Genomic DNA, 24,052 nt, shown 5'->3' with positions numbered 1-24,052 from the left:
CCATGACACACCCCGCACAGCCCAAAGCCAGCCACTTCATCAACGGCGAATACGTCGAGGATACCGCAGGCACCCCGATCCCGGTGATCTACGCCGCAACGGGTGAGCAGATCGCCACTGTCCACGCCGCCACCCCGGCAATCGTCGAACAGGCCCTGTCCACCGCCAAAGCAGCCCAGAAGGAATGGGCCAAGATGACCGGCACCGAGCGCGGCCGCATCCTGCGCCGCGCCGCCGACATCATGCGCGAGCGCAACCACGACCTCAGCGTGCTGGAAACCTACGACACCGGCAAACCCTTGCAGGAAACCCTGGTGGCCGACGCCACCTCCGGCGCCGACGCGCTGGAATATTTCGGCGGCCTCGCGGCCTCCCTCACCGGCGAGCATATCCCGCTGGGCGAGGACTGGGTCTATACCAAGCGCGAGGCACTGGGCCTGTGTGTCGGCATCGGCGCCTGGAACTATCCCACCCAGATTGCCTGCTGGAAGGGCGCGCCGGCGCTGGCCTGCGGCAACTCGATGGTGTTCAAACCCTCCGAGACGACCCCGCTCTGCGCTCTGAAAGTGGCCGAAATCCTGATCGAGGCCGGCGCCCCAGCAGGCGTGTTCAATGTCGTTCAGGGCATGGGCGAGGTTGGCGGCGCGCTGGTCACCGACCCGCGCGTCGACAAGGTTTCGCTGACCGGCTCGGTGCCGACCGGCAAAAAGGTCTATGCCGCCGCCGCCGAAGGCATGAAGCACGTCACCATGGAACTGGGCGGCAAGTCGCCGCTGATCATCTTTGATGACGCCGACATCGACAACGCAGTGGGCGGCGCCATCAACGGCAACTTCTACTCCTCCGGCCAGGTCTGCTCCAACGGCACCCGTGTGTTCGTGCAGAAAGGCATCAAGGAGAAATTCCTCGCCCGCCTCGCCGAGCGCACCGGCAAGGCCATTCTGGGCGACCCGATGGATGAGGCCACCAGCTTTGGCCCGATGGTCACCGAGAACCAGATGAACATCGTGCTGGGCTACATTGAAAAGGGCAAAGCCGAAGGCGCCCGCCTGATCTGCGGCGGCAACCGCGCCGATATGGACGGCTATTTCATTGAACCCACCGTGTTTGCTGACGTGACCGACGATATGACCATCGCGCGCGAGGAAATCTTCGGTCCGGTGATGTCGGTGCTGGATTTCGACACCGAGGAAGAAGTCGTGGCCCGCGCCAATGACACCGAATTCGGCCTGTCCGCCGGTGTCTTCACCAAGGATTTCACCCGTGCGCACCGGGTGATCGGCAATCTTGAGGCCGGCAGCTGCTTCATCAACTCCTACAACGATGCGCCGGTCGAGGCACCGTTTGGCGGTGTGAAAGCCTCCGGCGTCGGCCGCGAGAACTCGAAAGAGGCGATCAAGCACTTCAGCCAGGTGAAATCCGTCTACGTCCGCATGGGCGACGTCGAAGCGGCGTTCTGACCGGCACCCGTCTGAAAACAACGGCCGGGCAGGGCGCGTCCCGCGCCCGCCCAATCTGAAGAAAACGGCAGCAGTCCAGATCTTCCGGCTGCCGGATGGAGAGTAGAAATGAACGCGGATTATGTGATTGTCGGGGCCGGGTCTGCCGGCTGTGCAATGGCCTACCGGCTGTCTGAGGCCGGCAAAAAGGTCCTGGTGATCGAACACGGCGGCACCGATGCCGGGCCGCTCATCCAGATGCCGGGCGCGCTCAGCTACCCGATGAACATGAGCCTTTACGACTGGGGCTATAAATCCCAGCCCGAACCGCATCTGGGCGGCCGCGAGCTGGTCTGCCCGCGCGGCAAGGTGGTCGGCGGCTCCTCCTCGATCAACGGCATGGTTTACGTGCGCGGCCACGCGGGCGACTACAACCACTGGGCCGACAGCGGTGCGGCGGGCTGGTCCTATGCCGACGTGCTGCCCTATTTCAAACGCATGGAGACCTGGAACGGCCGCGGCCATGGCGGCGACCCGGACTGGCGCGGCAAGGACGGCCCGCTGCATGTCACCCGCGGCCCCCGCGACAACCCGCTGCATGATGCTTTTGTCGAGGCTGGCCAGCAGGCCGGCTATCCGGTTACCTCTGACTACAACGGCGAGCAGCAGGAGGGCTTCGGCCCGATGGAGATGACGGTCTACAAGGGCCGCCGCTGGTCTGCTGCTAATGCCTATCTCAAACCGGCGCTGAAGCGCGGCAACTGCGATATGATCCGCGCTTTCGCCCGCAAGGTGGTGATCGAGGACGGCCGCGCCGTGGGGGTCGAGATCGAACGCGGCGGCAAGATCGAGGTGATCCGCGCAAATGCCGAGGTGATCCTGGCGGCCTCCTCGCTGAACTCGCCCAAGATGCTGATGCTGTCCGGCATCGGCCCGGCCAAACATCTGGCCGAACATGGCATCGACGTGGTTGCCGACCGGCCCGGTGTGGGCCAGAACCTGCAAGACCACCTGGAGTTTTACTTCCAGTTTGCCTGCAAACAGCCGATCACCCTCTTCAAATACTGGAACCTCTTCGGCAAGGCGCTGGTGGGGGCGCAGTGGCTTTTCACCAAGACCGGCCTGGGGGCGTCGAACCAGTTCGAAAGCGCCGCCTTTGTCCGCTCCGGCAAGGGCGTGGACTATCCGGACATCATGTACCACTTCCTGCCCATTGCCGTCCGCTACGACGGCCAGGCCGCAGCCGAAGGCCACGGCTTCCAGACCCATGTCGGTCCGATGCGCTCCGGCTCGCGCGGCGCGGTCACGCTGAACTCTGCCGATCCGAAAGATGCGCCCAGCATCCTGTTCAACTACATGTCGACCGAACAGGACTGGATCGACTTCCGCAAATGCGTGCGCCTCACCCGCGAGATCTTTGCCCAGGACGCGATGAAGCCGTTCCTCAAGCACGAGATCCAGCCCGGCATGGACCTGCAGACCGACGACGAGATCGACGGTTTCCTGCGCGAGCATGTGGAAAGCGCCTATCACCCCTGCGGCACCTGCAAGATGGGCGCGGCAGAGGATCCGATGTCGGTGGTCGACCCGGAATGCCGTGTCATCGGCGTCGATGGCCTGCGGGTTGCCGACAGCTCGATCTTCCCGCGGATCACCAACGGCAATCTCAACGGCCCGTCGATCATGACCGGCGAGAAAGCCTCCGACCACATCCTGGGCCGCCGCCTGCCGTCCTCCAACGCCGAGCCGTGGTTCAACCCGAACTGGCGCGAAGCGCAGCGCTGATCCTGCTGTGCTGCCAGCAAGCCGCCCGCCACCTCCCCTTTGCGCGGGCGGCTTATTTTCTGCCCGAACGACTGCCTGACACTCAGCGCTGCCGCCGCATCAGTTGATCCGCGTCAAAGCGGCCGCGCAGCGTTGCGCAAACCCTGCAACCGACCCTAGGAAAAAGGAGCGGGCAGGCCGCCTTGCCTGCAGTGCATTGCGGGTCGCAGCGGCCGGATTGACCTTGAAACGGCGGCAATTGCCGCACAACCCGGCAACTGTTGAAAGGACCTTCCCGGCTATAGGGGAATTTTGGTGAATTTAAGGCAAATTCGTCAAAATCATGACCGGAAGCACTAGGTATAGCCTGCAGCCCAGGTCCGGCCTCACAGCGGCGGCTGCGGAGTATCGTGCGAAGGAGTAACCGTATGGGGCAGATCTATCAGCCGGGGCGCTGGCAGGAGATCAAGGGGGTGCCTTCCGAGCGCTCCGATGCAGAAATCCTTGCAGCGGTCCGAAACGTGGTCAGGCCAAAAGCAGCAGTCCCGAAAGAGGCGGAGGAGCCTGCTTCACGCCGCGCGCGCCAGTGGCCGACGGCCCCGGCAGACCAGCCCGGACAGCCGCCGGAAGCGGCGGCCAAGGCGGAACGCGCATTGGTGGCCCGCCTGCTGGCCCGCCTGCTGGCCCGCTTGCTCGCCCGCCTGCGCAGCTGACTTCGCCGCCGGGTAATACGGCGGGCCAGCCTCAGCTCACCTCATAGGGCAGAACGCCGCGCTGGTCGGAGTTGATGGTCAGCCGCCGCTCCAGCGGCGGCACCGAGCGCTGGTGGCAGTCCTTGCGCTCGCAGATCCGGCAGGAGATGCCGATCGGCTCATAGGCGCTGTCCTGACTCACATCCATCCCGTCCGCATAGACCAGCGCCTCGGCGTGCCGTACTTCGCAGCCCAGCGAAATCGCATAGCGCCGCACCGGCGCACCAAAGGATCCGCCGGGCTTGGACACATCCCGCGCCAGCGAGATATAGCGCACCCCGTCCGGCGTCTCGGCCAGCTGGCGCAGGAACCGGCCCGGGGTTTCAAACGCCCGGTGCACATTCCACAGCGGGCAGGCGCCGCCAAAGCGGGCGAATTGCAGCCGGGTGGCCGAATGGCGCTTGGTGATGGTGCCTGCCTGGTCGACGCGCACGAAAAAGAACGGCACCCCCTTGGCGCCGGGCCGCTGCAGGGTCGACAGCCGGTGCGCGATCTGCTCGATCGAGGCGCCGAAACGGATCGCCAGCAGCTCCAGGTCATGACGGCAGGTCTGCGCGGCCTCCAGGAACCGCGTGTAGGGCATCAGGGCGGCGCCGGCGAAATAATTGGCAAGGCCGATCTTGGCGATGGCGCGGGCCTCCTCGCTCTGAAACTTTGCAAAATCCAGCGTTGCTTCCAGCAGCTGGTTCTGCCGCAGCAATGCCACCTGCAGCAGCATCTGGAACAGCTGCGTCGGCGGCGCCGAGCGGTTGGACAGATGCAGCACCCCTGTCTCATCGTCATAGCGGCGCAAGCCCTCCATCTCGGACTGGCGCACGGTGACGCCGCCGCGCTCCAGCGCGGCCACGGCCGCGGCGCGGATATCATTGGTGGCGGCAAAATGCTCTGCCGCGTGGTCCACCGCGTCGATGTAATTGTCGCAGTAGTGAAAGAAATCCCGCACCTCTTCCCAGGGAGAGGCCTGAATGCGGGCATCTTCCCGGCCCAGTGCCTCGTCCAGCGAGGCCAGCCGCTCATGGGTCTGCCGATAGGCGCGGTGCAGCGACAGAAACGCCCGCGCCAGGGCCGGCGCGTTGGAGGCAGTCAGCCGCAGATCCGCCAGCGGCGGCGCCTCATCGGCAAACACCGGATCCGCCATCGCCTCGCGCATGTCGCTGACCAGCCGCTCGCTGTCGCCGGCGCTCAGCTCGGTCACATCCATGCCGAATTCCTGCGCCAGCGCCAGCACCACCGTGGTCGACACCGGCCGGTTGTTGTTCTCCATCTGGTTCAGATAGGGCAGCGAGACACCCAGCTTGGCGGCAAAATCCTTTTGCGTCAGCTCCAGCCGCTGCCGCATTTCGCGCAGCTTGGCGCCGGCATATAGTTTCTGGGTGGCCATCAGGCGCGCCTTTGCAAATCCAATTCTTGCGAATGGTATAATTGCAAATCCGGGGCCGCAAGCCCGGCGCCGGGATTATGCGCCGATCCGCCGCTCCCGCCAGACCACCATCAGGATCGCCACCAGCCCGCAGATGGCGGTGCCGAACATGATCGCCAGCAACGGCACCGCAGTAGAGCCCGGCACCAAAAGCATGCCGGCAAAAGCGCTGAGCGCAGCGCCGGCACCGATCATGATCGCGCCGCTGAGGCCGGATGCGGTGCCCGCCAGATGCGGGCGCACGGAAATGGCGCCGGCAGTGGCATTGGGGATCGCCATGCCATTGCCCAGGCCGATAAAACACATCAGCCCGAAGAAGGTATAGACGGTATCCGCCCCGGCCATCGCAATCAGCAGCGACAGCAGAACCCCGCCGCCATTGATGACACAGCCCCACAGTACCATCCGGTTGATGCCGAGCCGGGTGGAATAGCGCCCGGAGATGAAGTTGCCGGCAAAATACCCCACCGCCGGCGCCGCAAAATACACTCCCAGCTCTGCCGTGCTGAGGCCATAGACCTCGGTGCCGACAAAAGGCGCGCCGCCCAGATAGGCAAAGAAGGCGCCCGATGCCAGGCCCGACGACAGCGAATAGCCCCAGAACCGGGGCGAGCGCAGCAGCTCGGGATACTCGCGGAACTGCGCCGTCAGCGTCTTGCCGCTTTTGTGGGCGGTCTCGCCGAAATCGGTGAAGGTGATGGCCAGCGTCGCCGCACCGACCAGAAACAGCATCCAGAAATTGGCTTTCCAGCCCATCCACTGATCCAGAAAGCCGCCGATCGCAGGGCCGATCATCGGCACGATGGCCATGCCCATGGTGACATAGCCGATCATGCTGGCAGCCTCGTTGCTGTCATACATGTCGCGCACCGCCGCCCGGCTCAGCACCATGGTGGCAGCCACCACAGTCTGCGCCACCCGGAACAGCAGAAAGCTTTCGGCCGTCGGCGCATAGATGCAGCCCAAGGTCGCCAGCAGGAACAGCGCAATGCTGACCAGGATCACCGGCCGCCGCCCCATCTGGTCGGAAATCGGCCCGACAAAGATCTGCACCACCGCATTGCCCGCCAGATACAGCGCCACCGACAGCTGCATCACCCGGTAATCAACCGCGTAATAGTCGGCCATGCCTGCCAGCGAGGGCAAATGCAGGTTCATGCCAAGCGCCGACAGCCCGGCAAGCAGGATCAGGGTGAAAATGCGCGGCGGCGTCCGCTGGCCGGACAGGCGGTGATTATAAGTGGACATAACATCCGGTTAGAGCAGTCAGCCCGTCTTGTCCATCAGTCCATCGCATCGCAGCGCAGAAGGCTGCCGCCGCGTCAAAAGACTCTTGCGTGAAATTCAATGCCTCTCCTATGGTTGCTTGAGCACTCCTTTTTTTCACGCGTTTTCCCGAAGGCTTGGCCTTTTTTTCTGTTGAGGTGACCCATGGCCAATACCCCTGATCCGCTTGCCAACAATCCGGCCATCCGGCAATGGGCCGAACGGTTTTACAGCCTCAAGGCCTGGACCATGCCGGACCTCCCCGATCCGGGGGATGAGGACGTGGACAACCGGCGCAAGGCGGCCCTGACAGAGCTGAACAAGATCACCATTCCCGCCGCCCTCAGCTCAGGCGCGCGGCGCAGCCTGGCCGGCGGGCGCAAGGCGCTGAAAAAGGAAATCCTCAGCGCGGATGAGGCAGCGGCGTTTGACAAGATCGACAGCGATATCTCGGACCTGGCCAGCCAGATTGCCGCGCAGCTGGATGTTGCCGCCGCGCGGGACCTGGCGCAATCCGCCCTGGCCGCGGCGGAGGAGAAGTTCGCATCGGTGCGCGACAGTCTGGACCAGGGCGCCTTTACCTATGTGGAGGGCCTGATCAAATCGGCGCAGAAAACCATGGCTGCCGCCGTCACCGACAAGAATTTCAAGGCGGTGGAGGCCACCGCCAAGGATATTTCGGCCAAGGCAGAAGACGCCTGCACATACGGCATCTATTTCGACACTTGGACGCATGCCACGCTGGCGCTGATCAACCCGATGACAGGCGGCACCAAGGACGCCGCGGCAGCCGCCCGCAGCACCCAGATGAAAACCGCGGCCACCCATTCCAAGGCCGGGAACTTCGGCGCAGCCAAGTCGGCGCTGGAGGCCTGGAAAACCAATCTGGGCGACGAGGATGATCTGGCAGAGGCGCTCAGTTTCGCCGCGCTGATGGACGGCTACATGGCGAACACCCATGACCGCTGCGCGTTTATCCTCGCCAGTTCGGTGCCGGACGCCAAAGACTTCCGCAATCATCTGAAGAACGCCAAGACGAAAGCCTATAAGGAGCAGAAGTTCGCCGAGGCCAAGGCGCTGCTGCAGGAGCTGATCGACTACAGCTCCAAGGACCGCGGCAAGCTGGCCCGCTATATGCGCGGATTTGACGGCTCGCTGCGGGCGGATGAGGGCTTCCGCAACGCTTTGACGGCGGCGGATACCAAGCAGAAATTCAAGGGCGCCAACGATCCCGCAGGCGCGCAGGCGGATTTGCAGGTCTGGGAAAAGGCCAACCGCGCCTTGATGCGCAAGAGCCACTCCAAACAGATCGTCAAGGCGCTGGAGGCGAAGTACAACGCCCTGAAACAGGTTCTGGCCGAGCCCGAGCTGAGCGACCTGACCACAACCTGGAACGCGCATAAGGACCTGGCGGATGATGACAAGTTCGACAAGAAAACCGGCGCGCCGCAGTACCATGCCAAGCTGAGCCAGCTGTTCCAGCTGGAAAAGGTTGTGGACGACCGGCGCGAAATGGCGCAGATCCTGGCGCAGTTCCCAGCGGCCGCCGCCTATGATTTCCACAAACCGGTTGCGGATAATATCGCAGCGCAGAAATACCCCGAAGCCGTCAGCGCAGTGCCCGCGGCGCTGGCGCTTTTGCGTGCAATGCCAGGCTATCTGACCACCAAAAAGGCTGCCGGCGATCTGCTCGCGGTGCTGCCCGGCGATGCGGATGCTTTGAAAAGCACGCTGGATGACGCGATCAAGGCCGCGGAAATCACGGCCCGCGGCGGCGATCCCGCAAAGGCTGCAGGTGATCTGCAAACGGTGCTGGATGGCACCGATTTCATGGATCTCGTCCTGGCTATGGCGGATTACCGGGGGAAGCTTGCCAAGGTCGAAAAGGAACACGCCCGGACCAAAAAATACCTGAAGCTGCCAGCGGCAGAGAGCAAACTGGACGAGGCGTTGCAGGCGGCCAGGGACCGGGCCGGAAAAGACAAGGAATACGGCGACGCTTTCCTGATGCTGGACACCCACGAAAAACTGCTGAAGACGGTCAAACCGATGGCCACCGCCCGTTTTCAGGTGCAGGGCATTATCGCTGCGCTGAAACGGGCCGGGGTTGCGTCAAAGGAGCTGAAACCCTTCGAGGACAAGGCCGCAGCGGCTGAGGCTGAGGCAAAGAAACCGGATTTCGACAAGGCCGGAACCGCCTTTGATCAGGTCCGCAAGGACCTTGAAAAACTCAGCACCGAAGCGGCGGAAGCCTATGAAATGATGGACGGGGTTGGCAGCAATGCAGGCCATTCGCTCGACCGCCACGGGCCGGATGTCAGCGACGAAGACCTGATCACCCGCCTGAAAACCGGCAAGCCGCCCAATGCGCATTCCGACGACGAACGCTCCTACACCGGCGCGTCCTCCAAGTTCCACAGCCCGCAGGACTGGCTGGCCGGCCGCGAGATTGCCGCCGAAGCCGCATTGGCCAAGGGTGTGGACATCACTGAAACCGAAATGACCTTCACCGGCGATCCGCTGACGGATCCGGATGAAAGCGCCGATTTCACCGTCGAGCACGGCCGCCCGATCGACAAGGCCTATATCGGCCGCAAGAAACACCTGCGCTCCGATGACAGCGGCGAGCCGATCGCGGATAAGACCTATGAAAGCTTCGAGGAGGTCGAGGGCCTGACCCGCGCCTATGTGAACTTCATCTGGGAGCCGGAGCTGCTGCCTGCGGAAACCACCGCCTTCCCGGTGGATCCAACGGTTCATGACGAAGTCAAAGCCCAGGATAACGCCGATTACGTGACGAAATACACCGCCCGGCACAACGCGCCCCCGGCCAAGATTCCGGGCCGCTGGGTGATGATGCAGCAATATCCGGTCGCCGACGGCTGGGACAACGAGACCAAGACCTACACCAATGGCAATCCGGGGAACATGATCCCATGAAAATCCGCAAGGAACTGATCGCAGGCTACACGCGGCTTCTGACCATGGGCCGGGCGGTGAACGCGCCCGACCCAATGGCCGACCTGGCCCAGTTCGACGCCGACATCCGCAGCATGCACAAACGCGCCTATAAAGAGGGCAACCTCGATTGGCTGCGGCTGGCGCTGGATTCGCTGATCGCCAGTCCAGGCGGCCGCATCGGCCAGTTTGCAGGCCAGCAATACCCGTTCAGCGACGCCGAGCTGCAGGCGCTGTTCCGCCGCGCCTACGGGATGATCTGGCCGGACCAGCCGCTGTCCGAACCGGGGGACCAGGCGGATCTAGATTTTGTGGAAATGAGCGCTGAAGACTGGGATGCCTTCACCGGCAACGCCAGTTAGGAGCCAGCTAGGAGATTGCCATGCCTGATCAGGCTTTTGATGCGGATGCTGTCCTGAAACTTCTGAAAAAGGCCAAAGCCTCCGGCAAGGCGCTGCCTTTCGCCTTCGGCCTTGCGGGCAAGCCGGAAGACTGCGGGCTGATGATCGACCTGCGCAAGCCCGGCAAGGTTCTGCGCGGCGACATGAAAAAGGCGCCGGCGATCAAGAAGTCCTGCTTCGGCACCCTGCGGGTGGAGGAGAACGAGGTTCTCCTGCAGCCGGAAAAGCCGCTGAAGGGCATCGTCAAGCAGCTGAAGAAAAAATTCATGAAGGAGGGCATGGTCAAATTCAAGCCGGTGCTGATCGGCCCCGACGGCAGCATCATCGACGAAGACAGCCTGCCGGATGACGATGCCGAGGCGCCTGAAGCCAGCGCGCCGGCACAGGCGGATGATGCCGCGGCAGCCGCATTGAAACAGCGCCTCGCCGCCGCCGCCGAGGCGGTCAAGGCGCTGGGCAACCCGGAGCTGGCGGGCAAGCTTGCACCGGAAATCAAGGCCAGCGTGAAACTTCTGGGGCAGGGCGATCACGACGGTTGCGCCGCACGGCTCGGCCGGCTGGAGGCTGCACTGGCTAAGCTGCAAGCCCAGCCGAAATCCGCCCCGGCGGATTCGGAGCAGGCTGCCAAGCTTTCCAAACTGCTGTCCGCACAGGCTGCCAGGATCAAAACCCTGCCGCCAGAACAGGCCGCCCCATTGGCCGAACAGGCCCGCGCCATTGCCGCCAGCCTGAAATCGGGCGCCTTGCCCGAGGCCGCCGTCGGCCTGAAGGCGCTGATCAAGACGCTGGACAGCGCTGCCGGGGACACGGCGCCGCCAGCCGACCCGATGGAGATCTGGCAGGCCGCCAAGGAAGATGTGGACCGTGGCATCTCCAGCCTTCAGGACGCGCTGAAATCCCAGAACCACCCGGTGCTGGCGCAAATCGCCGATGCCGGTCTGTCCGGCGTCACCGATGGCAATCAGACCGCGCTGATGAAGGCGCTGTTCGAGATGAGGTCCGCCGCCGGCGAGGCCCGCAAAAAAGCCGCACAGGCGCTGCTGGCCCAGATTGCCGCCTATTTGAAGTTCCTCAAAGACGATCCGGTGATCGCCATGGTCGAAGACAATCCTTTCGGCGTGAAAGCCCCGGTCAAGACACCGCTGACAAAGGCCCTGCGGCAAATGGCCGAGATCGCCAAAGCCGCCTGAAGACGCTGCTCCGGGCCCGGGCAGGGGGCCGGAAGCCGGGCGGCGGATTTGCTGATTTACAGGTTTGCTAACTCCGTATGCAAAAGATTTGCAAATTTGCGATAATGTCCTTTGGCTTCGCTGCGGCGCAATATATGGTCGCGGAGAAATCTACAGGGGACATGTGCCATGAAAGACATCCTTTCCGAGCTGGAAGACCGCCGCCAGGACGCGCGGCTGGGCGGCGGCCAGCGCCGCATCGACGCACAGCACGGCCGCGGCAAGCTGACAGCCCGCGAACGGATCGAACTCTTGCTGGACGAGGACAGCTTTGAAGAGTTCGACATGTTCATGGGCCACCGCTGCACCGATTTCGGCATGGAAGACAACAGGCCGGCAGGCGACGGCGTGGTCACCGGCTGGGGGACGATCAATGGCCGCCAGGTCTATGTCTTCAGCCAGGACTTCACCGTGCTCGGCGGCTCCGTCTCGGCAACCCATGCCCAGAAGATTTGCAAAATCATGGATATGGCGGTGCAGAACGGCGCGCCGGTGATCGGCATCAACGATTCCGGCGGCGCCCGGATCCAGGAAGGCGTCGATGCGCTGGCCGGCTATGCCGAGATTTTCCAGCGCAACATCATGGCCTCGGGCGTGATCCCGCAGATCTCCGTCATCATGGGGCCGTGCGCGGGCGGCGCGGTCTACTCCCCGGCGATGACCGACTTCATCTTCATGGTCAAGGACACCTCCTACATGTTCGTGACCGGCCCGGACGTGGTGAAAACCGTGACCAACGAGGTGGTGACCGCCGAGGAACTGGGCGGCGCCTCCACCCATACCCGGAAATCCTCCGTTGCCGACGGCGCCTTTGAAAACGATGTCGAAGCGCTGGCCGAAGTCCGCCGCCTGGTCGATTTCCTGCCGCTCAACAATCAGGAAAAGCCGCCGGTGCGGCCGTTCTTTGATGAACCCGGCCGGATCGAGACCAGCCTCGACACCCTGATCCCGGAAAACCCCAACAGCCCCTATGACATGAAGGAGCTGATCACCAAGATCGCGGATGAGGGCGACTTCTACGAGATCCAGGAGGATTTCGCCAAGAACATCATCACCGGCTTCATCCGTCTCGAAGGCCAGACCGTCGGCGTTGTCGCCAACCAGCCGATGGTGCTGGCGGGCTGCCTCGACATCGACTCCTCCCGCAAGGCGGCGCGTTTTGTGCGCTTCTGCGACTGCTTTGAGATCCCGATCCTGACCTTCGTCGACGTGCCGGGCTTCCTGCCGGGCACCTCCCAGGAATACGGCGGCGTCATCAAGCACGGCGCCAAGCTGCTGTTTGCCTATGGCGAGGCCACCGTGCCCAAGGTCACCGTGATCACCCGCAAGGCCTATGGCGGCGCTTACGACGTGATGGCGTCCAAACACCTGCGCGGCGATTTCAACTATGCCTGGCCGACAGCGGAAATCGCGGTGATGGGCGCCAAGGGCGCCACCGAGATCATCCACCGCGCCGATCTGAACGATCCCGAAAAGATCGCCCAGAAAACCGCCGAATACGAAGACCGTTTCGCCAACCCCTTTGTGGCGGCGGAACGCGGTTTCATCGACGAGGTGATCATGCCCCAGTCCACCCGCCGCCGGGTCTCCCGCGCCTTTGCCTCCTTGCGTGGCAAGCAGCTGAAGAACCCGTGGAAAAAGCACGACAACATTCCGCTCTGAGGCAAGAGCTGAGCGGGGGCAGACAGCCCCCGCTCCGCCGGAAATATTTGTGACCAGAAAGAAAAGGGAGGCTTTGGATTTGTCCAGCAGCGGTTGGCATATCACGCGGAAAGACGGGGCGCTGACGCTGTCGCGCCGCCTGCCTGCACGCTTTGATGTGGCGGCGGAAACCCTGCTGCCGCAGGCGGACCCGCTGCGGCTGGCGCATCAGATCCGTCAGGACATGTGGCGGCACCTGCAGGCCTTGCGCGGCTTCTCCCCGGTGGTGGAAATCACAGCTGAAGGGCAGGGGCTGGCGGTCAGGGCCGGCGGGCAGGTGCTGGGCCGGGTGCCGTCCAATGCGGCCGGGCGGATCGCCGATGTGCTGGAAAACCCGGCCAACCGGACCCGCTGGCTGCGCCATGCGGCGCGGCGCCGGGACAGGATATGCCCGGAAACCGGTCCGGAAACGAATAATCCGCTCGAATTTGCGGCAAAAATTGACATGAAGAGCGAATCAGTTTCATGATCTGCGTCAACCGGATTCAGACAGCGCGCGCTTTCAGCGCTGCGCCAGCAGCCCCGGCCGGAGGAGCCCGGGAAACCGGGGGCCGGGGCTGCGGATATATGGCTGTTATCCCCTTTGCATTGTCCGTCCTGCCCGCCCTGTCCGTTGCTGCCGCCGGGCCGGTTGCGGTGCCGTCAGGCCAGCCCGTGACCCTGGCCGAGGTGCTGCTGGACAAGGCGTCCGGGCAGGCAGGCGAAACCTGGGCGCGGTTCCGTTTTCTGGCGCCGGAAATTGCCCGCGGCACCGGCTCTGTCGGCTATGAGGCGGCGGCGTCCGACATGGACCATCTCTGCGAGACCCTGGTACTGCCCTACCTGGCCGAACAGCAGCTGACCGCGGCGCGGGTGGTGATTTCGCTCTCGGACCGGGCGGTGCCGTTCGGGGCGCAGGACCCTGCCGCCACCCAGTTTTTCGAGGCCTACCGCCCCGACAGCGCAGCCTGCATCTGGGAGGCTTTCTGATGCATCCACAACATCTTGCGGGGACAGCTTCAGATCGGCGGATTCTTGCGGCATTGCAGCCACAGCGCCGCCAATTGCCGCGATTCGCATGTGACTCGGATGCAAACCCGGCTATCCTTTGCGCGGGCAGCCTGCGGGCTGCCTTCACATTGAGGTTGAGGCATGCGGCGGGCCACGCCCCCGCAGGTTTCGCGTTTTTTATCAGGAGACAGAAATGTCCAAGAGCATCAAGCTTATCGCCCTGGCAGGCCTGCTGGCCGCCGTCACTGCCTGCGCCCAGCAGGAAGAAGAGTTTGTCGTGGTCGAGCCCGAGCCGATCTCGCAGGAGCCGGAATTTACCGGCAAGTACAAGTAACGACCACAAGGGTCCGGCCCTGCGGCCGGCCCTTACCCGCCCGCAGGGTGCCGGACAGGAGGCACCCAAATGCTGAAACACCGCGGGTTTCCGGGCCGTATGCCCGGCACCGATTTCCAATTCACCGTCCGCCGCCCCAATCCCAAGGGGGTCACGCCGCTGACCCGGCGCGAGCGCTACCGCGACCGCAAGAACGTCGACCGCCGCGTCGACGCCACCTTCATGCGGGCGCTGTGGGAGCAGTTCGGCGATCAGCCGTTCGAGCGCGGCAATCTGGACGCCGGCCGTCTGAGCTGGCTGTTCGGCCGCGAAGTGATCCCGGCCGAGGATCCGTTTGACCCCGCCAGTTACGAGGCGCTGCTGGTCATTGACGAGGCGGTGGCGCGCGCCTCCTTCCCGGACGCGTTCGACTGATGCCGCGGCCCCGGGCGGATATCACGGTTCAGGCACCGCGGATCTCTCCGCGATGCCTGCCGCTGCGTCCGGGGCGCCGCCGGTCCGCTGGCCTGTCAGAAGGTCCGCCGGAGCTGCAAGGTGCAGGCGCCGGCAGTGCCGGCGAAGGCCGTACCGCCCCGGCCCGGTGCTTGGACAGCCGCCGGTCCGGCGGCTCCACGCGCAGGACAGACCAGCACCATAGCTTTAACGGCGATGTGACAAAGCTGATGCGCTCCGGCGTCCCCGGACCAGCGGCCCAGCGTGATTTCGGCGTGAAATTGCACAACCGCCGCGCAGGTCAGCAGGAATCTGCCCAAATCCGCGGCTTCGCATTTCCGGTGCTTACAGCAGCGCCGGCGCCGTGCATCGTAGATCAAGCAGCGCAGCCACGCTGCTGTGCCGAGCATCTGTTCCGGCCCCTTCGCCTGAACGGGCAGGTACGCGCCCCCATCCGCGTCCTGCCCGTCTTTTCTCCCCTTCGGGCGCCGGCGGAAGCTTGCCGTATCCCCCCCCCGATGCGGCAAGCCTCCGCCCAACTGAAGGGCCGGTTCCGTACAGCGTTGCGCACGGCTGCCCAGCCTGCAAATTCCGCAGGGACAGTCACGTCCCCGGAACAAGGAATATGGACATGCGGGCAAAATCTCTCATCGCGGCCCTGTCGCTCTGCGGCCTCGCGGCGGCCTGCGGCGACACCACCGGCGAGCGGATCATCTACGGCGGCGGCGCCGGCGCGCTTGGTGCTGCGGTCCTCGACGCCAACCTGGTCACTGGCGCCGCTGTCGGTGTTGCCGCAAACCTCGTTTACTGCGAGCAAAACCCCCGCAAGTGCTGAGGCCCAGGCCGCAGAACTGATCAGCCGCCCCCTGCGGGCCGCTTCTGACATCGCGCAATCGCCGCGCCTGGGCTTGTCCCGGGCGCGGCGTTTTGCATTCCGGAATACCAAGGAACAAGGGACTGCCTATGTTTGATAAGATCCTGATCGCCAACCGCGGCGAGATCGCCTGCCGAGTGATCAAAACCGCGCGGAAAATGGGCATCAAGACCGTTGCCATCTACTCCGACGCCGACAAGCAGGCCCTGCATGTGCAGATGGCGGATGAAGCCGTCAACATCGGCCCGCCGCCCGCCAACCAGTCCTATATCGTCATCGACAAGGTGATGGAGGCGATCCGCGCAACCGGCGCCCAGGCGGTGCATCCGGGCTACGGCTTCCTCTCTGAGAACTCCAAATTCGCCGAGGCGCTGGCCGCCGAAGGCGTCGCCTTTGTCGGCCCCCCGGTGGGCGCAATCGAAAGCATGGGCGACAAGATCACCTCCAAGAAGATCGCCCAGGAGGCCGGCGTCTCCACCGTGCCCGGTTACATGGGGCTGATCGCCGATGCCGACGAGGCGGTGAAGATCTCCAACCAGATCGGCTATCCGGTGATGATCAAGGCCTCTGCGGGCGGCGGCGGCAAGGGGATGCGGATCGCCTGGACCGACGAGGAAGCCCGCGAAGGGTTCCAGTCCTCCAAGAACGAGGCCGCGAACTCCTTTGGCGACGACCGGATCTTCATCGAGAAATTCGTGACCCAGCCGCGCCACATCGAAATCCAGGTGCTCTGCGACACCCACGGCAACGGCATCTACCTGGGCGAGCGCGAATGCTCGATCCAGCGCCGCAACCAGAAAGTCGTCGAAGAGGCACCCAGCCCCTTCCTGGACGAGGATACCCGCAAGGCGATGGGAGAACAGGCCGTGGCGCTGGCCAAGGCCGTTGGCTATTCCAGCGCGGGCACCGTCGAATTCATCGTCGATGGCGACAAGAATTTCTACTTTCTGGAAATGAACACCCGCCTGCAGGTGGAGCACCCGGTGACCGAGTTGATCACCGGCGTCGATCTGGTCGAACAGATGATCCGCGTCGCGGACGGGGCAGAACTGCCGCTGCGCCAGGAGGATGTGACCCTCACCGGCTGGGCGATTGAAAACCGCCTTTATGCCGAAGATCCCTACCGCGGCTTCCTGCCCTCCATCGGCCGCCTGTCGCGCTACCGCCCGCCGGCCGAGACCGCCGCAGGCCCGATGCTGGAAAACGGCAAGTGGCAGGGCGATGCGCCCGCGGGCGAGGCTGCCGTGCGCAACGACACCGGCGTCTATGAAGGCGGCGAGATTTCAATGTATTACGACCCGATGATCGCCAAACTTTGCACCTGGGCGCCGACCCGGGCCGAGGCGATCGACGCCATGCGTATCGCGCTGGACAGCTTCGAGGTGGAGGGCATCGGCCACAACCTGCCGTTCCTCAGCGCGGTGATGGACCATCCGATCTTCATTGACGGCACCATGACCACCGCCTTCATCGAGGAGCAGTATCCCGAGGGTTTTGAGGGGGTCGAACTGCCGGAAGCGGACCTGCGCAAGATCGCGGCGTCCTGCGCCGCCATGCACCGGGTTGCCGAAATCCGCCGCACCCGCGTCTCTGGCCGGATGGACAACCACGAACGCAAGGTGGGGACCGATTGGGTTGTCAGCCTGCAGGACCAGTCCTACAGCGTGGTGGTCGACGCCGACCGCGAAGGGGCGACTGTCCGCTTTGACGATGGCGCGGCCCTGCGGGTGACCTCGGACTGGACGCCGGGCGACCAGCTGGCGACGCTGGACGTGGATGGCGAAACCCTGGTGCTGAAGACCGGCAAGGTCACCCAAGGCTTCCGCATCCGCTCCCGCGGGGCCGACCTCAAGGTGCATGTGCGCACCCCGCGCCAGGCCGAACTGGCAGAGCTGATGCCGGAAAAACTGCCGCCCGACACCTCCAAGATGCTGCTGTGCCCGATGCCCGGCCTGATCGTGAAGGTCGATGTCGAAGCGGGGCAGGAGGTCCAGGAGGGCCAGGCGCTCTGCACCATCGAGGCGATGAAGATGGAAAACATCCTGCGCGCCGAGAAAAAGGGCGTGGTGACCAAGATCAACGCGGGTGCCGGCGACAGCCTGGCGGTCGACGATGTGATCATGGAATTCGAATAATGCATCACGGGGCAGGCACATATGCAGACGGGCAGGCGGGTTTTTCCGCCCCCGTAGCCGTGCCTGCCCCGGTTTTTATTGCGGCGTGCACGAAATCTTCAGGACTCTCTGCGATCCTGGCCGGGTCGAACTTCCTCAAGGTGCCGCATGATCCGTTTGATGACCGGTTTGCTCTCGGGCATTCTCCTGCTGACGGGCTGCACGCTCGACAAGGAAGAGGAGGTGCGCCTGCTGCTGTCCGATTGGACGGAACTGGGCGAAACCTTCTTTTTCCAATCCTCGTCCACCTGCACCGCGGCGGTGTTCCACACTTCGGACCGGCCGCGGATCACCTCGCTGCTGGACAGGGCGCGGTCGGTCAATACCGGCATGAAGATGCTGGCAGACGGCAAGCCGGTTGTGTTCCGGGTGGCCGGCAAATCGCCCAATGCGGTGACCGAGGCGATCATGTCGCGGGATCTGCCGCAGGGCATCGGGATTCTGAATTCGGGCCTGGCCGGCGTCAACTGCATGAGCGAGATCGTCAAGGGCGTCTACTACCGGGCCATCCTCAATCCGCAGTCCAACCTCGTCTTTGTGCCGGACAGCCGTGCGATGGTTGTGCTCGACAAACAGGCGATGGCGCTGATCTACGTCCGCGGCAACAGCTGACAGCAACCGCGGCCCGGCCTGCTCAGCCGCCGCGCCGCTCTTCGACTTCGCGCAGCCGTTCGGGGAATTTGTCGATGCTGCGGGACAATTCGCGCGCCGTCCACGGGTGCGGTTTGCGCAGCTTCACACCGCCGTCCTTGCCGACCAGAACCAGCATGAACCCGCGCGGCCGCAGCTTCTTGCGCAGCGCGGATTTTGCGGCCGGGTCGGTGTCGACCAGCACCACCACATCGCGGGTCTTCAGATCCTCGGCGCCCTGCATCAGCCGCTCCATCTGCTCGTGGAAGCGCGGGTCGTCGGGGCTGTCGGCAAACACCACCACAGGGCGCTGCTTCCACTGGAAATCCTCCAGTTCCACCTCATACCCGGGCTGGATCCAATCAGGCGCACTGCCATCGGCCGCCAGGGCCGCAAGGGGAAGAAAACCTGCCAAAACAACGGTTAGGAATGCTCTCATGATCTCTCCTGTCCCGTTGAATATATGCGCCGCGGCGGCAAATGCGACCGCGAAATCCGCAACTTGGCCAAAAAACATCATCGTTAACGGGATCCTGAGGGGTTGCCGGCCATGATTGTGCCATTCCCCTTGACCGGGCTGCGGCCTGCGGCCCTCCAGAAGAGGCCCGAAACAAGATGAAAGTGATCCTTCACACCGGCGCGCACCGCTGCGCAACCACATCTTTTCAGGAATACCTGCGTCAGAATGCGCAGGGGCTTGCCAAATCGGGCATCGGGTTCTGGGGTCCGTTCCGCACCCGCGGCGGCCTGTTTCACGGCATCCAGCCGGGGCCTGCACGGGTGACCGGCCGCGACCTGGCCCAGCGTGCCCATGGGCGGCTGCAGATCCAGATCGCCGGGTGCCGCGACCAGGGCGTGGATCAGCTGCTGGTGAGCGAAGAGAACATGATCGGGTCGATCCGCGGCAATCTGCGGCTTGGCGATCTCTACAGCGGGGCGGGGGAGCGGATGGCGCGGTTCTCCCAGGCCTTCGGCAACACCGTGACAGATGTGGCGCTCAGCATCCGCAGCCTGGACAGCTATTGGGCCTCGGCGCTGGCCTATGCGGTGGCCCGCAGCCAGCAGGTGCCCGCTGCGGCGCAGCTGGAGCGGCTGGCGCAGGCGCCGCGCAGCTGGCGCGATGTGATCACCGATATCGCCTGCGCGGTGCCCGATGCGCGCCTGCATGTGCTGCCGTTTGAAATCTTCGGCGCCCGTCCCGAGGCGCAGCTGGCCGCCCTCACCGGGGCAAAGGCGCCGCGCACCCACGCCAGGGTGCGTCTCAATGCCTCGCTCTGCCTGCAGGACCTGCGGGCCGGCGTGCCGCCCTCGGTGGCGGCCCGGTTGCCGGACGGCTCCGGCCGCTGGCGCCCGTTTGACGACGCGCAGACCGCACAGCTGCGCGAGGCTTATGCCGACGACATGATGTGGCTGGCGGGCGGTGCCGATGGCATCGCTACGCTGGTGCAAGACCCGGATAAACTGGCGGCGGGCCTGAACCCGCCCCGTATCGACCTGACAAGAGGAAGACCTGATGACAAACAAAGACGAATGGCGGGCTCTGGCTGAAAAAGAGCTGCGCGGACGGGCGGTTGACGACCTCAATTGGCAGACGCTGGAAGGCATCGAGGTCAAGCCGCTCTATACCGAGGACGACACCAGGGACCTGCCCCATATGGGCACGCTGCCCGGCGTCGGCCCCTTCACCCGCGGGGTGAAGGCCACCATGTACGCCGGCCGCCCCTGGACCATCCGCCAGTACGCGGGCTTCTCCACCGCCGAAGAAAGCAACGCTTTCTACCGCCGCAACCTGGCCGCGGGCCAGCAGGGGGTCTCGGTTGCTTTCGACCTGGCCACCCACCGCGGCTATGACAGCGACCACCCGCGCGTGGTCGGCGATGTCGGCAAGGCCGGCGTTGCCATTGACAGCGTCGAGGATATGAAGATCCTGTTCGACGGCATCCCGCTGGACAAGGTCTCCGTCTCGATGACGATGAATGGCGCGGTGATCCCGGTGCTCGCCTCTTTCATCGTTGCAGGCGAGGAACAGGGCCACGACAAGAGCCTGCTGGCGGGCACCATCCAGAACGACATCCTGAAGGAGTTCATGGTCCGCAACACCTATATCTATCCGCCGAAACCCTCGATGCGGATCATCTCGGACATCATTGAATACACCTCGAACGAGATGCCCAAGTTCAACTCGATCTCGATCTCCGGCTACCACATGCAGGAGGCCGGCGCGAACCTGGTGCAGGAGCTGGCCTATACCATCGCCGACGGCCGCGAATACGTGCGCGCGGCGCTGGATGCGGGCATGGACGTGGACAAATTCGCAGGGCGTCTGAGCTTCTTCTTTGCGATCGGCATGAATTTCTTCATGGAAATCGCCAAGCTGCGCGCTGCCCGCACCCTGTGGCACCGGGTGATGACTGAATTCGGCGCCAAGTCCGAACGCTCCAAGATGCTGCGCACCCATTGCCAGACTTCGGGCGTCAGCTTGCAGGAGCAGGACCCCTACAACAACGTGATCCGCACCGCGTACGAGGCGATGTCGGCGGTGCTCGGCGGCACCCAGAGCCTGCACACCAACGCGCTGGACGAGGCCATCGCGCTGCCCACCGACTTCTCCGCCCGGATTGCCCGCAACACCCAGCTGGTGCTGCAGGAGGAAACCGGCGTCACCAATGTGGTCGACCCGCTGGCCGGCTCCTACTATGTCGAAAGCCTCACCAACGATCTGATCGAGCAAGCCTGGGCGCTGATCGAAGAGGTCGAGGAGATGGGCGGCATGACCAAGGCGGTCGAGAGCGGCATGCCGAAGCTGCGCATCGAGGAAAGCGCCGCACGCCGCCAGGCGATGATCGACCGCGGCGACGAGGTGGTGGTCGGCGTCAACAAGTACCGCAAGGACAAGGAAGACCCGATCGACATCCTGGATGTCGATAACCACGCGGTGCGCGACGCCCAGATCGCCCGCCTGCAGAAGATGCGCGAGACCCGCGACGAGGCCGCCTGCCAGGCCGCGTTGGATGAACTGACCCGCCGCGCCCAGGCGGGCAGCGGCAACCTGTTGGAAGCCGCAGTCGAAGCCGCCCGCGCGCGGGCCTCAGTCGGAGAGATCTCCATGGCGATGGAAAAGGAATTCGGCCGCCACCGCGCCGAGGTGAAGACCCTGGCAGGCGTCTATGGTGCCGCATACGAGGGTGACGAGGGCTTTGCCGCGATCCAGAAATCGATCGAGGATTTCGCCGAAGAAGAAGGCCGCCGCCCGCGCCTGCTGGTGGTGAAAATGGGCCAGGACGGCCATGACCGCGGCGCCAAGGTGATTGCCACCGCCTTTGCCGACATCGGCTTTGACGTCGACGTCGGCCCGCTGTTCCAGACCCCGGCCGAGGCGGCGCAGGACGCCATCGACAACGACGTGCATGTGATCGGCATCTCCAGCCAGGCCGCAGGCCACAAGACGCTGGCACCGCAGCTGGTTGAGGCGCTGCAGGCCGAAGGCGCAGGCGACATCATCGTGATCTGCGGCGGTGTGATCCCGCAGCAGGATTACGAGTTCCTGTATTCCAAGGGCGTCAAAGCAATCTTCGGCCCCGGCACCAACATCCCCGAGGCCGCCCAGGACATCCTGCGCCTGATCCGCGAAGCGCGGGCCTGACCCAGAGGTTTGGCGCTTGCGGGCAAGGGGGGGCACTCCCGCACCCGCAGGTGCCTGCCCTTCGGGGCAGACCCCTTGGCGGCTTTTGGCTTGGCAGCCAGCCTTCAGGCTGGCTGCCGGCATCGCGCGCCAGCGGCGCGCGATGCCGCGCCCAACCGGTGCGGATGTGCCAAAGGCACGGCCGCCAGCGGGCGGGAGCGCTCCGGTCCGGAGATTTGTTTTCAGAACCCGCTGCCTCTTTCCGCTTGGCTGTTCAGCCTGGCGCTGGATCTTGGCAAACCGGCGGCGCGGTGATTGAGTGGCGCCATGCAGCGATCCAAACGTCCCCAGATCCTGACCGGCATGGCCCTGGGCGCCCTTTGGGGCGTCGTGGTGACCGGCCTGCCGCAATGGCTCGGCCTGCCGTATATCCCGGCCCCGATCGCCTTGCCCGGCGCCTTCCTTGCGCCGGGTCTGATCCACGCCTTGATCATCGGCCGCATCGCGCAGCGGCGGTTCTTTGACGATACGATCATCGACGGGGCCCCCTTTGCTCCCGGCTCGCCGGCCGGGATCGACCAGCGGGTGCTGACCAACACCGCCGAGCAGCTGGTGCTGGCGCTTGCGGTCTGGCCCTTCGCCGCCGCGGCACTGGGCGGCGCGGTGGTTCTTGCCCTTGGCTTGTCTTTTGCGCTGATGCGCATGCTGTTCTGGGCCGGCTATCACCTGTCGCCGCCGCTCAGGGGGCTGGGCTTTGCCGGGACGTTTTACCCGACGGTGATTGCGGGTGTCTGGGCGGTGGCGGTCTGGTTCTGAAACTATGCTGCCCGGAACACGCCGCAACCGCCGCGCGCCCGCCCGGCCCAAAATCCCGCCTTGAACCCTGCCGCCGCACCGTTAGTCTCAGCCGCAAAAGCGGAGGGCGCGCATATGATACTCGACCACCTGGCCGTGGCAGGCACAACGCTGGCAGAGGCCGCGGCGCATCTGGAGGAGGCCCTGGGCATCGCCCTTGGCCCCGGCGGCGCCCATGCGCGCTATGGCACCCGTAACCGGCTGATCGGGCTGGCGGACGGGCTGTATCTTGAGGCCATCGCCATCGACCCGGAGCAGCAGCCGCAGGAGCAGCCGCGCTGGTTCAACCTCGACCGGTTCACCGGCCCCGCGCGGCTCAGCAACTGGATCCTGCGCAGCGAAGATCTGGAGGCCGAAAAACCGCTGCTGCCGCCGCATGCGCAGCGCCATGTGGCGATGCAGCGCGGCTCCCTCAAATGGCTGATGACGGTGCCGGCGGACGGGCTGCTCCCCTATGACAATCTCTTCCCTGCGGTGCTGCAGTGGCAGGCCGAGCCGCCTGCGGGCAAGCTGCCGCAATCGGGCTGCAGCCTGACCCGCCTGATCCTCAGCCACCCGGAGGCGGCAGAGCTGCAAGCCGCGCTGGACCGGATCCTTGCAGACCCGCGCGTCGCAGTGGAGCCGGGGGCGCCCGCGATGATGGCCGAATTCGCCACCCCGCATGGGCCAAGGGTGCTGCGGTGAAAATCCGCTCTGCCTGCCCGGATGATGCCGAAGCCGTCTGCGCCATCGCCAATTGGGTGATCCGCGACACGCTGGCCACCTTCAACAGCATTGAAAAATCGCCCGAAGATGTCCGCCACCAGATCGAGGCCGGCAACGGCGCCTATCTGGTGGCGGAACAGGACGGCAGGATCCTTGGCCACGCGCATTTCTTTCCGTTCCGCTCCGGTCCCGGCTACCGCTGCACGGCGGAGCATACGATCCACCTGCTGCCCGAAGCGCAAGCGCAGGGGGCGGGCCGCGCCTTGATGCAGGCTTTGGAGGCCAAGGCGGAACAGGCGGGCATTCATGTGCTGATCGCCAGTGTCAGCAGTGCCAACCCCGCGGCAATCGGTTTTCACGCCGCCTTGGGATACCTGGAAACCGCCCGGATGCCGGAGCTGGGCTGCAAGCAGGGACGCTGGCTCGACACTGTTTTCATGCAGAAAATCCTGACACCCGGTATTCCCGCCCCTGACAACCCCGGCAAAGACGCATAGGCTGGCAGC

Annotated in this window: 22 protein-coding genes; 19 read left to right on the top strand and 3 right to left on the bottom strand. The window is 64.6% G+C overall.

Annotated elements, in window-relative coordinates:
* Positions 1-2: 2 nt before the first annotated feature.
* The 3 genes from betB to AC0KW6_RS06360 all read left to right on the top strand — a co-directional run bounded on the left by betB (position 3) and on the right by AC0KW6_RS06360 (position 3,916).
* A complete protein-coding gene (gene betB, locus AC0KW6_RS06370; protein ID WP_474034452.1) occupies positions 3-1,460 on the top strand; it encodes a betaine-aldehyde dehydrogenase in 1,458 nt (485 codons plus the stop codon).
* Positions 1,461-1,568: 108 nt separating this feature from the next.
* Positions 1,569-3,224, top strand: a complete 1,656-nt coding sequence (betA, locus tag AC0KW6_RS06365) for a choline dehydrogenase (RefSeq protein WP_323779760.1) — start codon at positions 1,569-1,571, stop codon at positions 3,222-3,224.
* Positions 3,225-3,631: 407 nt separating this feature from the next.
* On the top strand, positions 3,632-3,916 hold the full coding sequence (locus AC0KW6_RS06360) for a hypothetical protein (RefSeq protein ID WP_474034451.1): 285 nt from the start codon (positions 3,632-3,634) through the stop codon (positions 3,914-3,916).
* 31 nt (positions 3,917-3,947) lie between these two features.
* On the opposite strand, the gene AC0KW6_RS06355 is transcribed toward AC0KW6_RS06360, so the two are convergent.
* Both AC0KW6_RS06355 and AC0KW6_RS06350 read right to left on the bottom strand, forming a co-directional pair.
* On the bottom strand, positions 3,948-5,336 hold the full coding sequence (locus AC0KW6_RS06355; protein WP_474034450.1) for a helix-turn-helix domain-containing protein: 1,389 nt from the start codon (positions 5,334-5,336) through the stop codon (positions 3,948-3,950).
* A gap of 75 nt (positions 5,337-5,411) precedes the next feature.
* On the bottom strand, positions 5,412-6,623 hold the full coding sequence (locus AC0KW6_RS06350; RefSeq protein ID WP_474034449.1) for a multidrug effflux MFS transporter: 1,212 nt from the start codon (positions 6,621-6,623) through the stop codon (positions 5,412-5,414).
* Positions 6,624-6,806: 183 nt separating this feature from the next.
* Between AC0KW6_RS06350 and AC0KW6_RS06345 the strand changes: the two genes are divergently transcribed.
* The 11 genes from AC0KW6_RS06345 to AC0KW6_RS06295 all read left to right on the top strand — a co-directional run bounded on the left by AC0KW6_RS06345 (position 6,807) and on the right by AC0KW6_RS06295 (position 18,346).
* The gene (locus tag AC0KW6_RS06345) at positions 6,807-9,581 is read left to right on the top strand and encodes a hypothetical protein (RefSeq protein WP_474034448.1); all 2,775 of its coding nucleotides are present in this window, start codon (positions 6,807-6,809) and stop codon (positions 9,579-9,581) included.
* Positions 9,578-9,961 (top strand): hypothetical protein, encoded by a 384-nt coding sequence (locus tag AC0KW6_RS06340; protein ID WP_323782436.1) that lies wholly within the window; start codon positions 9,578-9,580, stop codon positions 9,959-9,961. The genes AC0KW6_RS06345 and AC0KW6_RS06340 overlap by 4 nt, the downstream gene beginning before the upstream one ends.
* Before the next feature lie 20 nt (positions 9,962-9,981).
* Positions 9,982-11,190, top strand: a complete 1,209-nt coding sequence (locus AC0KW6_RS06335; protein ID WP_323782439.1) for a hypothetical protein — start codon at positions 9,982-9,984, stop codon at positions 11,188-11,190.
* A 168-nt stretch (positions 11,191-11,358) separates the two neighbouring features.
* The gene (locus AC0KW6_RS06330; protein WP_323782442.1) at positions 11,359-12,891 is read left to right on the top strand and encodes an acyl-CoA carboxylase subunit beta; all 1,533 of its coding nucleotides are present in this window, start codon (positions 11,359-11,361) and stop codon (positions 12,889-12,891) included.
* A 79-nt stretch (positions 12,892-12,970) separates the two neighbouring features.
* Positions 12,971-13,399, top strand: a complete 429-nt coding sequence (locus AC0KW6_RS06325; protein ID WP_474034447.1) for a hypothetical protein — start codon at positions 12,971-12,973, stop codon at positions 13,397-13,399.
* A gap of 98 nt (positions 13,400-13,497) precedes the next feature.
* On the top strand, positions 13,498-13,899 hold the full coding sequence (locus tag AC0KW6_RS06320) for a DUF6497 family protein (RefSeq protein ID WP_474034446.1): 402 nt from the start codon (positions 13,498-13,500) through the stop codon (positions 13,897-13,899).
* A gap of 214 nt (positions 13,900-14,113) precedes the next feature.
* Complete coding sequence (locus AC0KW6_RS06315; RefSeq protein WP_024089507.1) at positions 14,114-14,254, top strand: hypothetical protein; 141 nt, start codon at positions 14,114-14,116, stop codon at positions 14,252-14,254.
* A 69-nt stretch (positions 14,255-14,323) separates the two neighbouring features.
* Entirely contained in the window at positions 14,324-14,668 is a 345-nt protein-coding gene (locus AC0KW6_RS06310; RefSeq protein WP_024089508.1) for a hypothetical protein, read from the top strand.
* A 649-nt stretch (positions 14,669-15,317) separates the two neighbouring features.
* A complete protein-coding gene (locus tag AC0KW6_RS06305) occupies positions 15,318-15,521 on the top strand; it encodes a hypothetical protein (RefSeq protein ID WP_474034445.1) in 204 nt (67 codons plus the stop codon).
* 128 nt (positions 15,522-15,649) lie between these two features.
* Complete coding sequence (locus AC0KW6_RS06300; RefSeq protein ID WP_323783375.1) at positions 15,650-17,695, top strand: acetyl/propionyl/methylcrotonyl-CoA carboxylase subunit alpha; 2,046 nt, start codon at positions 15,650-15,652, stop codon at positions 17,693-17,695.
* A gap of 147 nt (positions 17,696-17,842) precedes the next feature.
* A complete protein-coding gene (locus AC0KW6_RS06295) occupies positions 17,843-18,346 on the top strand; it encodes a hypothetical protein (protein WP_323783377.1) in 504 nt (167 codons plus the stop codon).
* A 22-nt stretch (positions 18,347-18,368) separates the two neighbouring features.
* On the opposite strand, the gene AC0KW6_RS06290 is transcribed toward AC0KW6_RS06295, so the two are convergent.
* A complete protein-coding gene (locus tag AC0KW6_RS06290) occupies positions 18,369-18,803 on the bottom strand; it encodes a DUF4174 domain-containing protein (RefSeq protein WP_323783379.1) in 435 nt (144 codons plus the stop codon).
* A gap of 176 nt (positions 18,804-18,979) precedes the next feature.
* Here AC0KW6_RS06290 and AC0KW6_RS06285 point away from each other — a divergent pair, with 176 nt between their 5' ends.
* The 5 genes from AC0KW6_RS06285 to AC0KW6_RS06265 all read left to right on the top strand — a co-directional run bounded on the left by AC0KW6_RS06285 (position 18,980) and on the right by AC0KW6_RS06265 (position 24,043).
* On the top strand, positions 18,980-19,912 hold the full coding sequence (locus AC0KW6_RS06285; protein WP_474034444.1) for a hypothetical protein: 933 nt from the start codon (positions 18,980-18,982) through the stop codon (positions 19,910-19,912).
* Complete coding sequence (scpA, locus tag AC0KW6_RS06280; protein ID WP_474034443.1) at positions 19,878-22,007, top strand: methylmalonyl-CoA mutase; 2,130 nt, start codon at positions 19,878-19,880, stop codon at positions 22,005-22,007. Before AC0KW6_RS06285 ends, scpA begins: the two co-directional genes overlap by 35 nt.
* A 306-nt stretch (positions 22,008-22,313) precedes the next feature.
* Entirely contained in the window at positions 22,314-22,802 is a 489-nt protein-coding gene (locus AC0KW6_RS06275) for an MAPEG family protein (RefSeq protein WP_474034442.1), read from the top strand.
* 114 nt (positions 22,803-22,916) lie between these two features.
* Entirely contained in the window at positions 22,917-23,525 is a 609-nt protein-coding gene (locus AC0KW6_RS06270; RefSeq protein ID WP_323778461.1) for a VOC family protein, read from the top strand.
* Positions 23,522-24,043, top strand: a complete 522-nt coding sequence (locus AC0KW6_RS06265; RefSeq protein WP_323778463.1) for a GNAT family N-acetyltransferase — start codon at positions 23,522-23,524, stop codon at positions 24,041-24,043. Before AC0KW6_RS06270 ends, AC0KW6_RS06265 begins: the two co-directional genes overlap by 4 nt.
* Positions 24,044-24,052: the final 9 nt, after the last annotated feature.

It is taken from the genome of Leisingera sp. SA215 (assembly GCF_055902035.1).
Note: the sequence above shows the minus strand (reverse complement) of the source record. Positions and strands in the feature narration are given on the sequence as shown.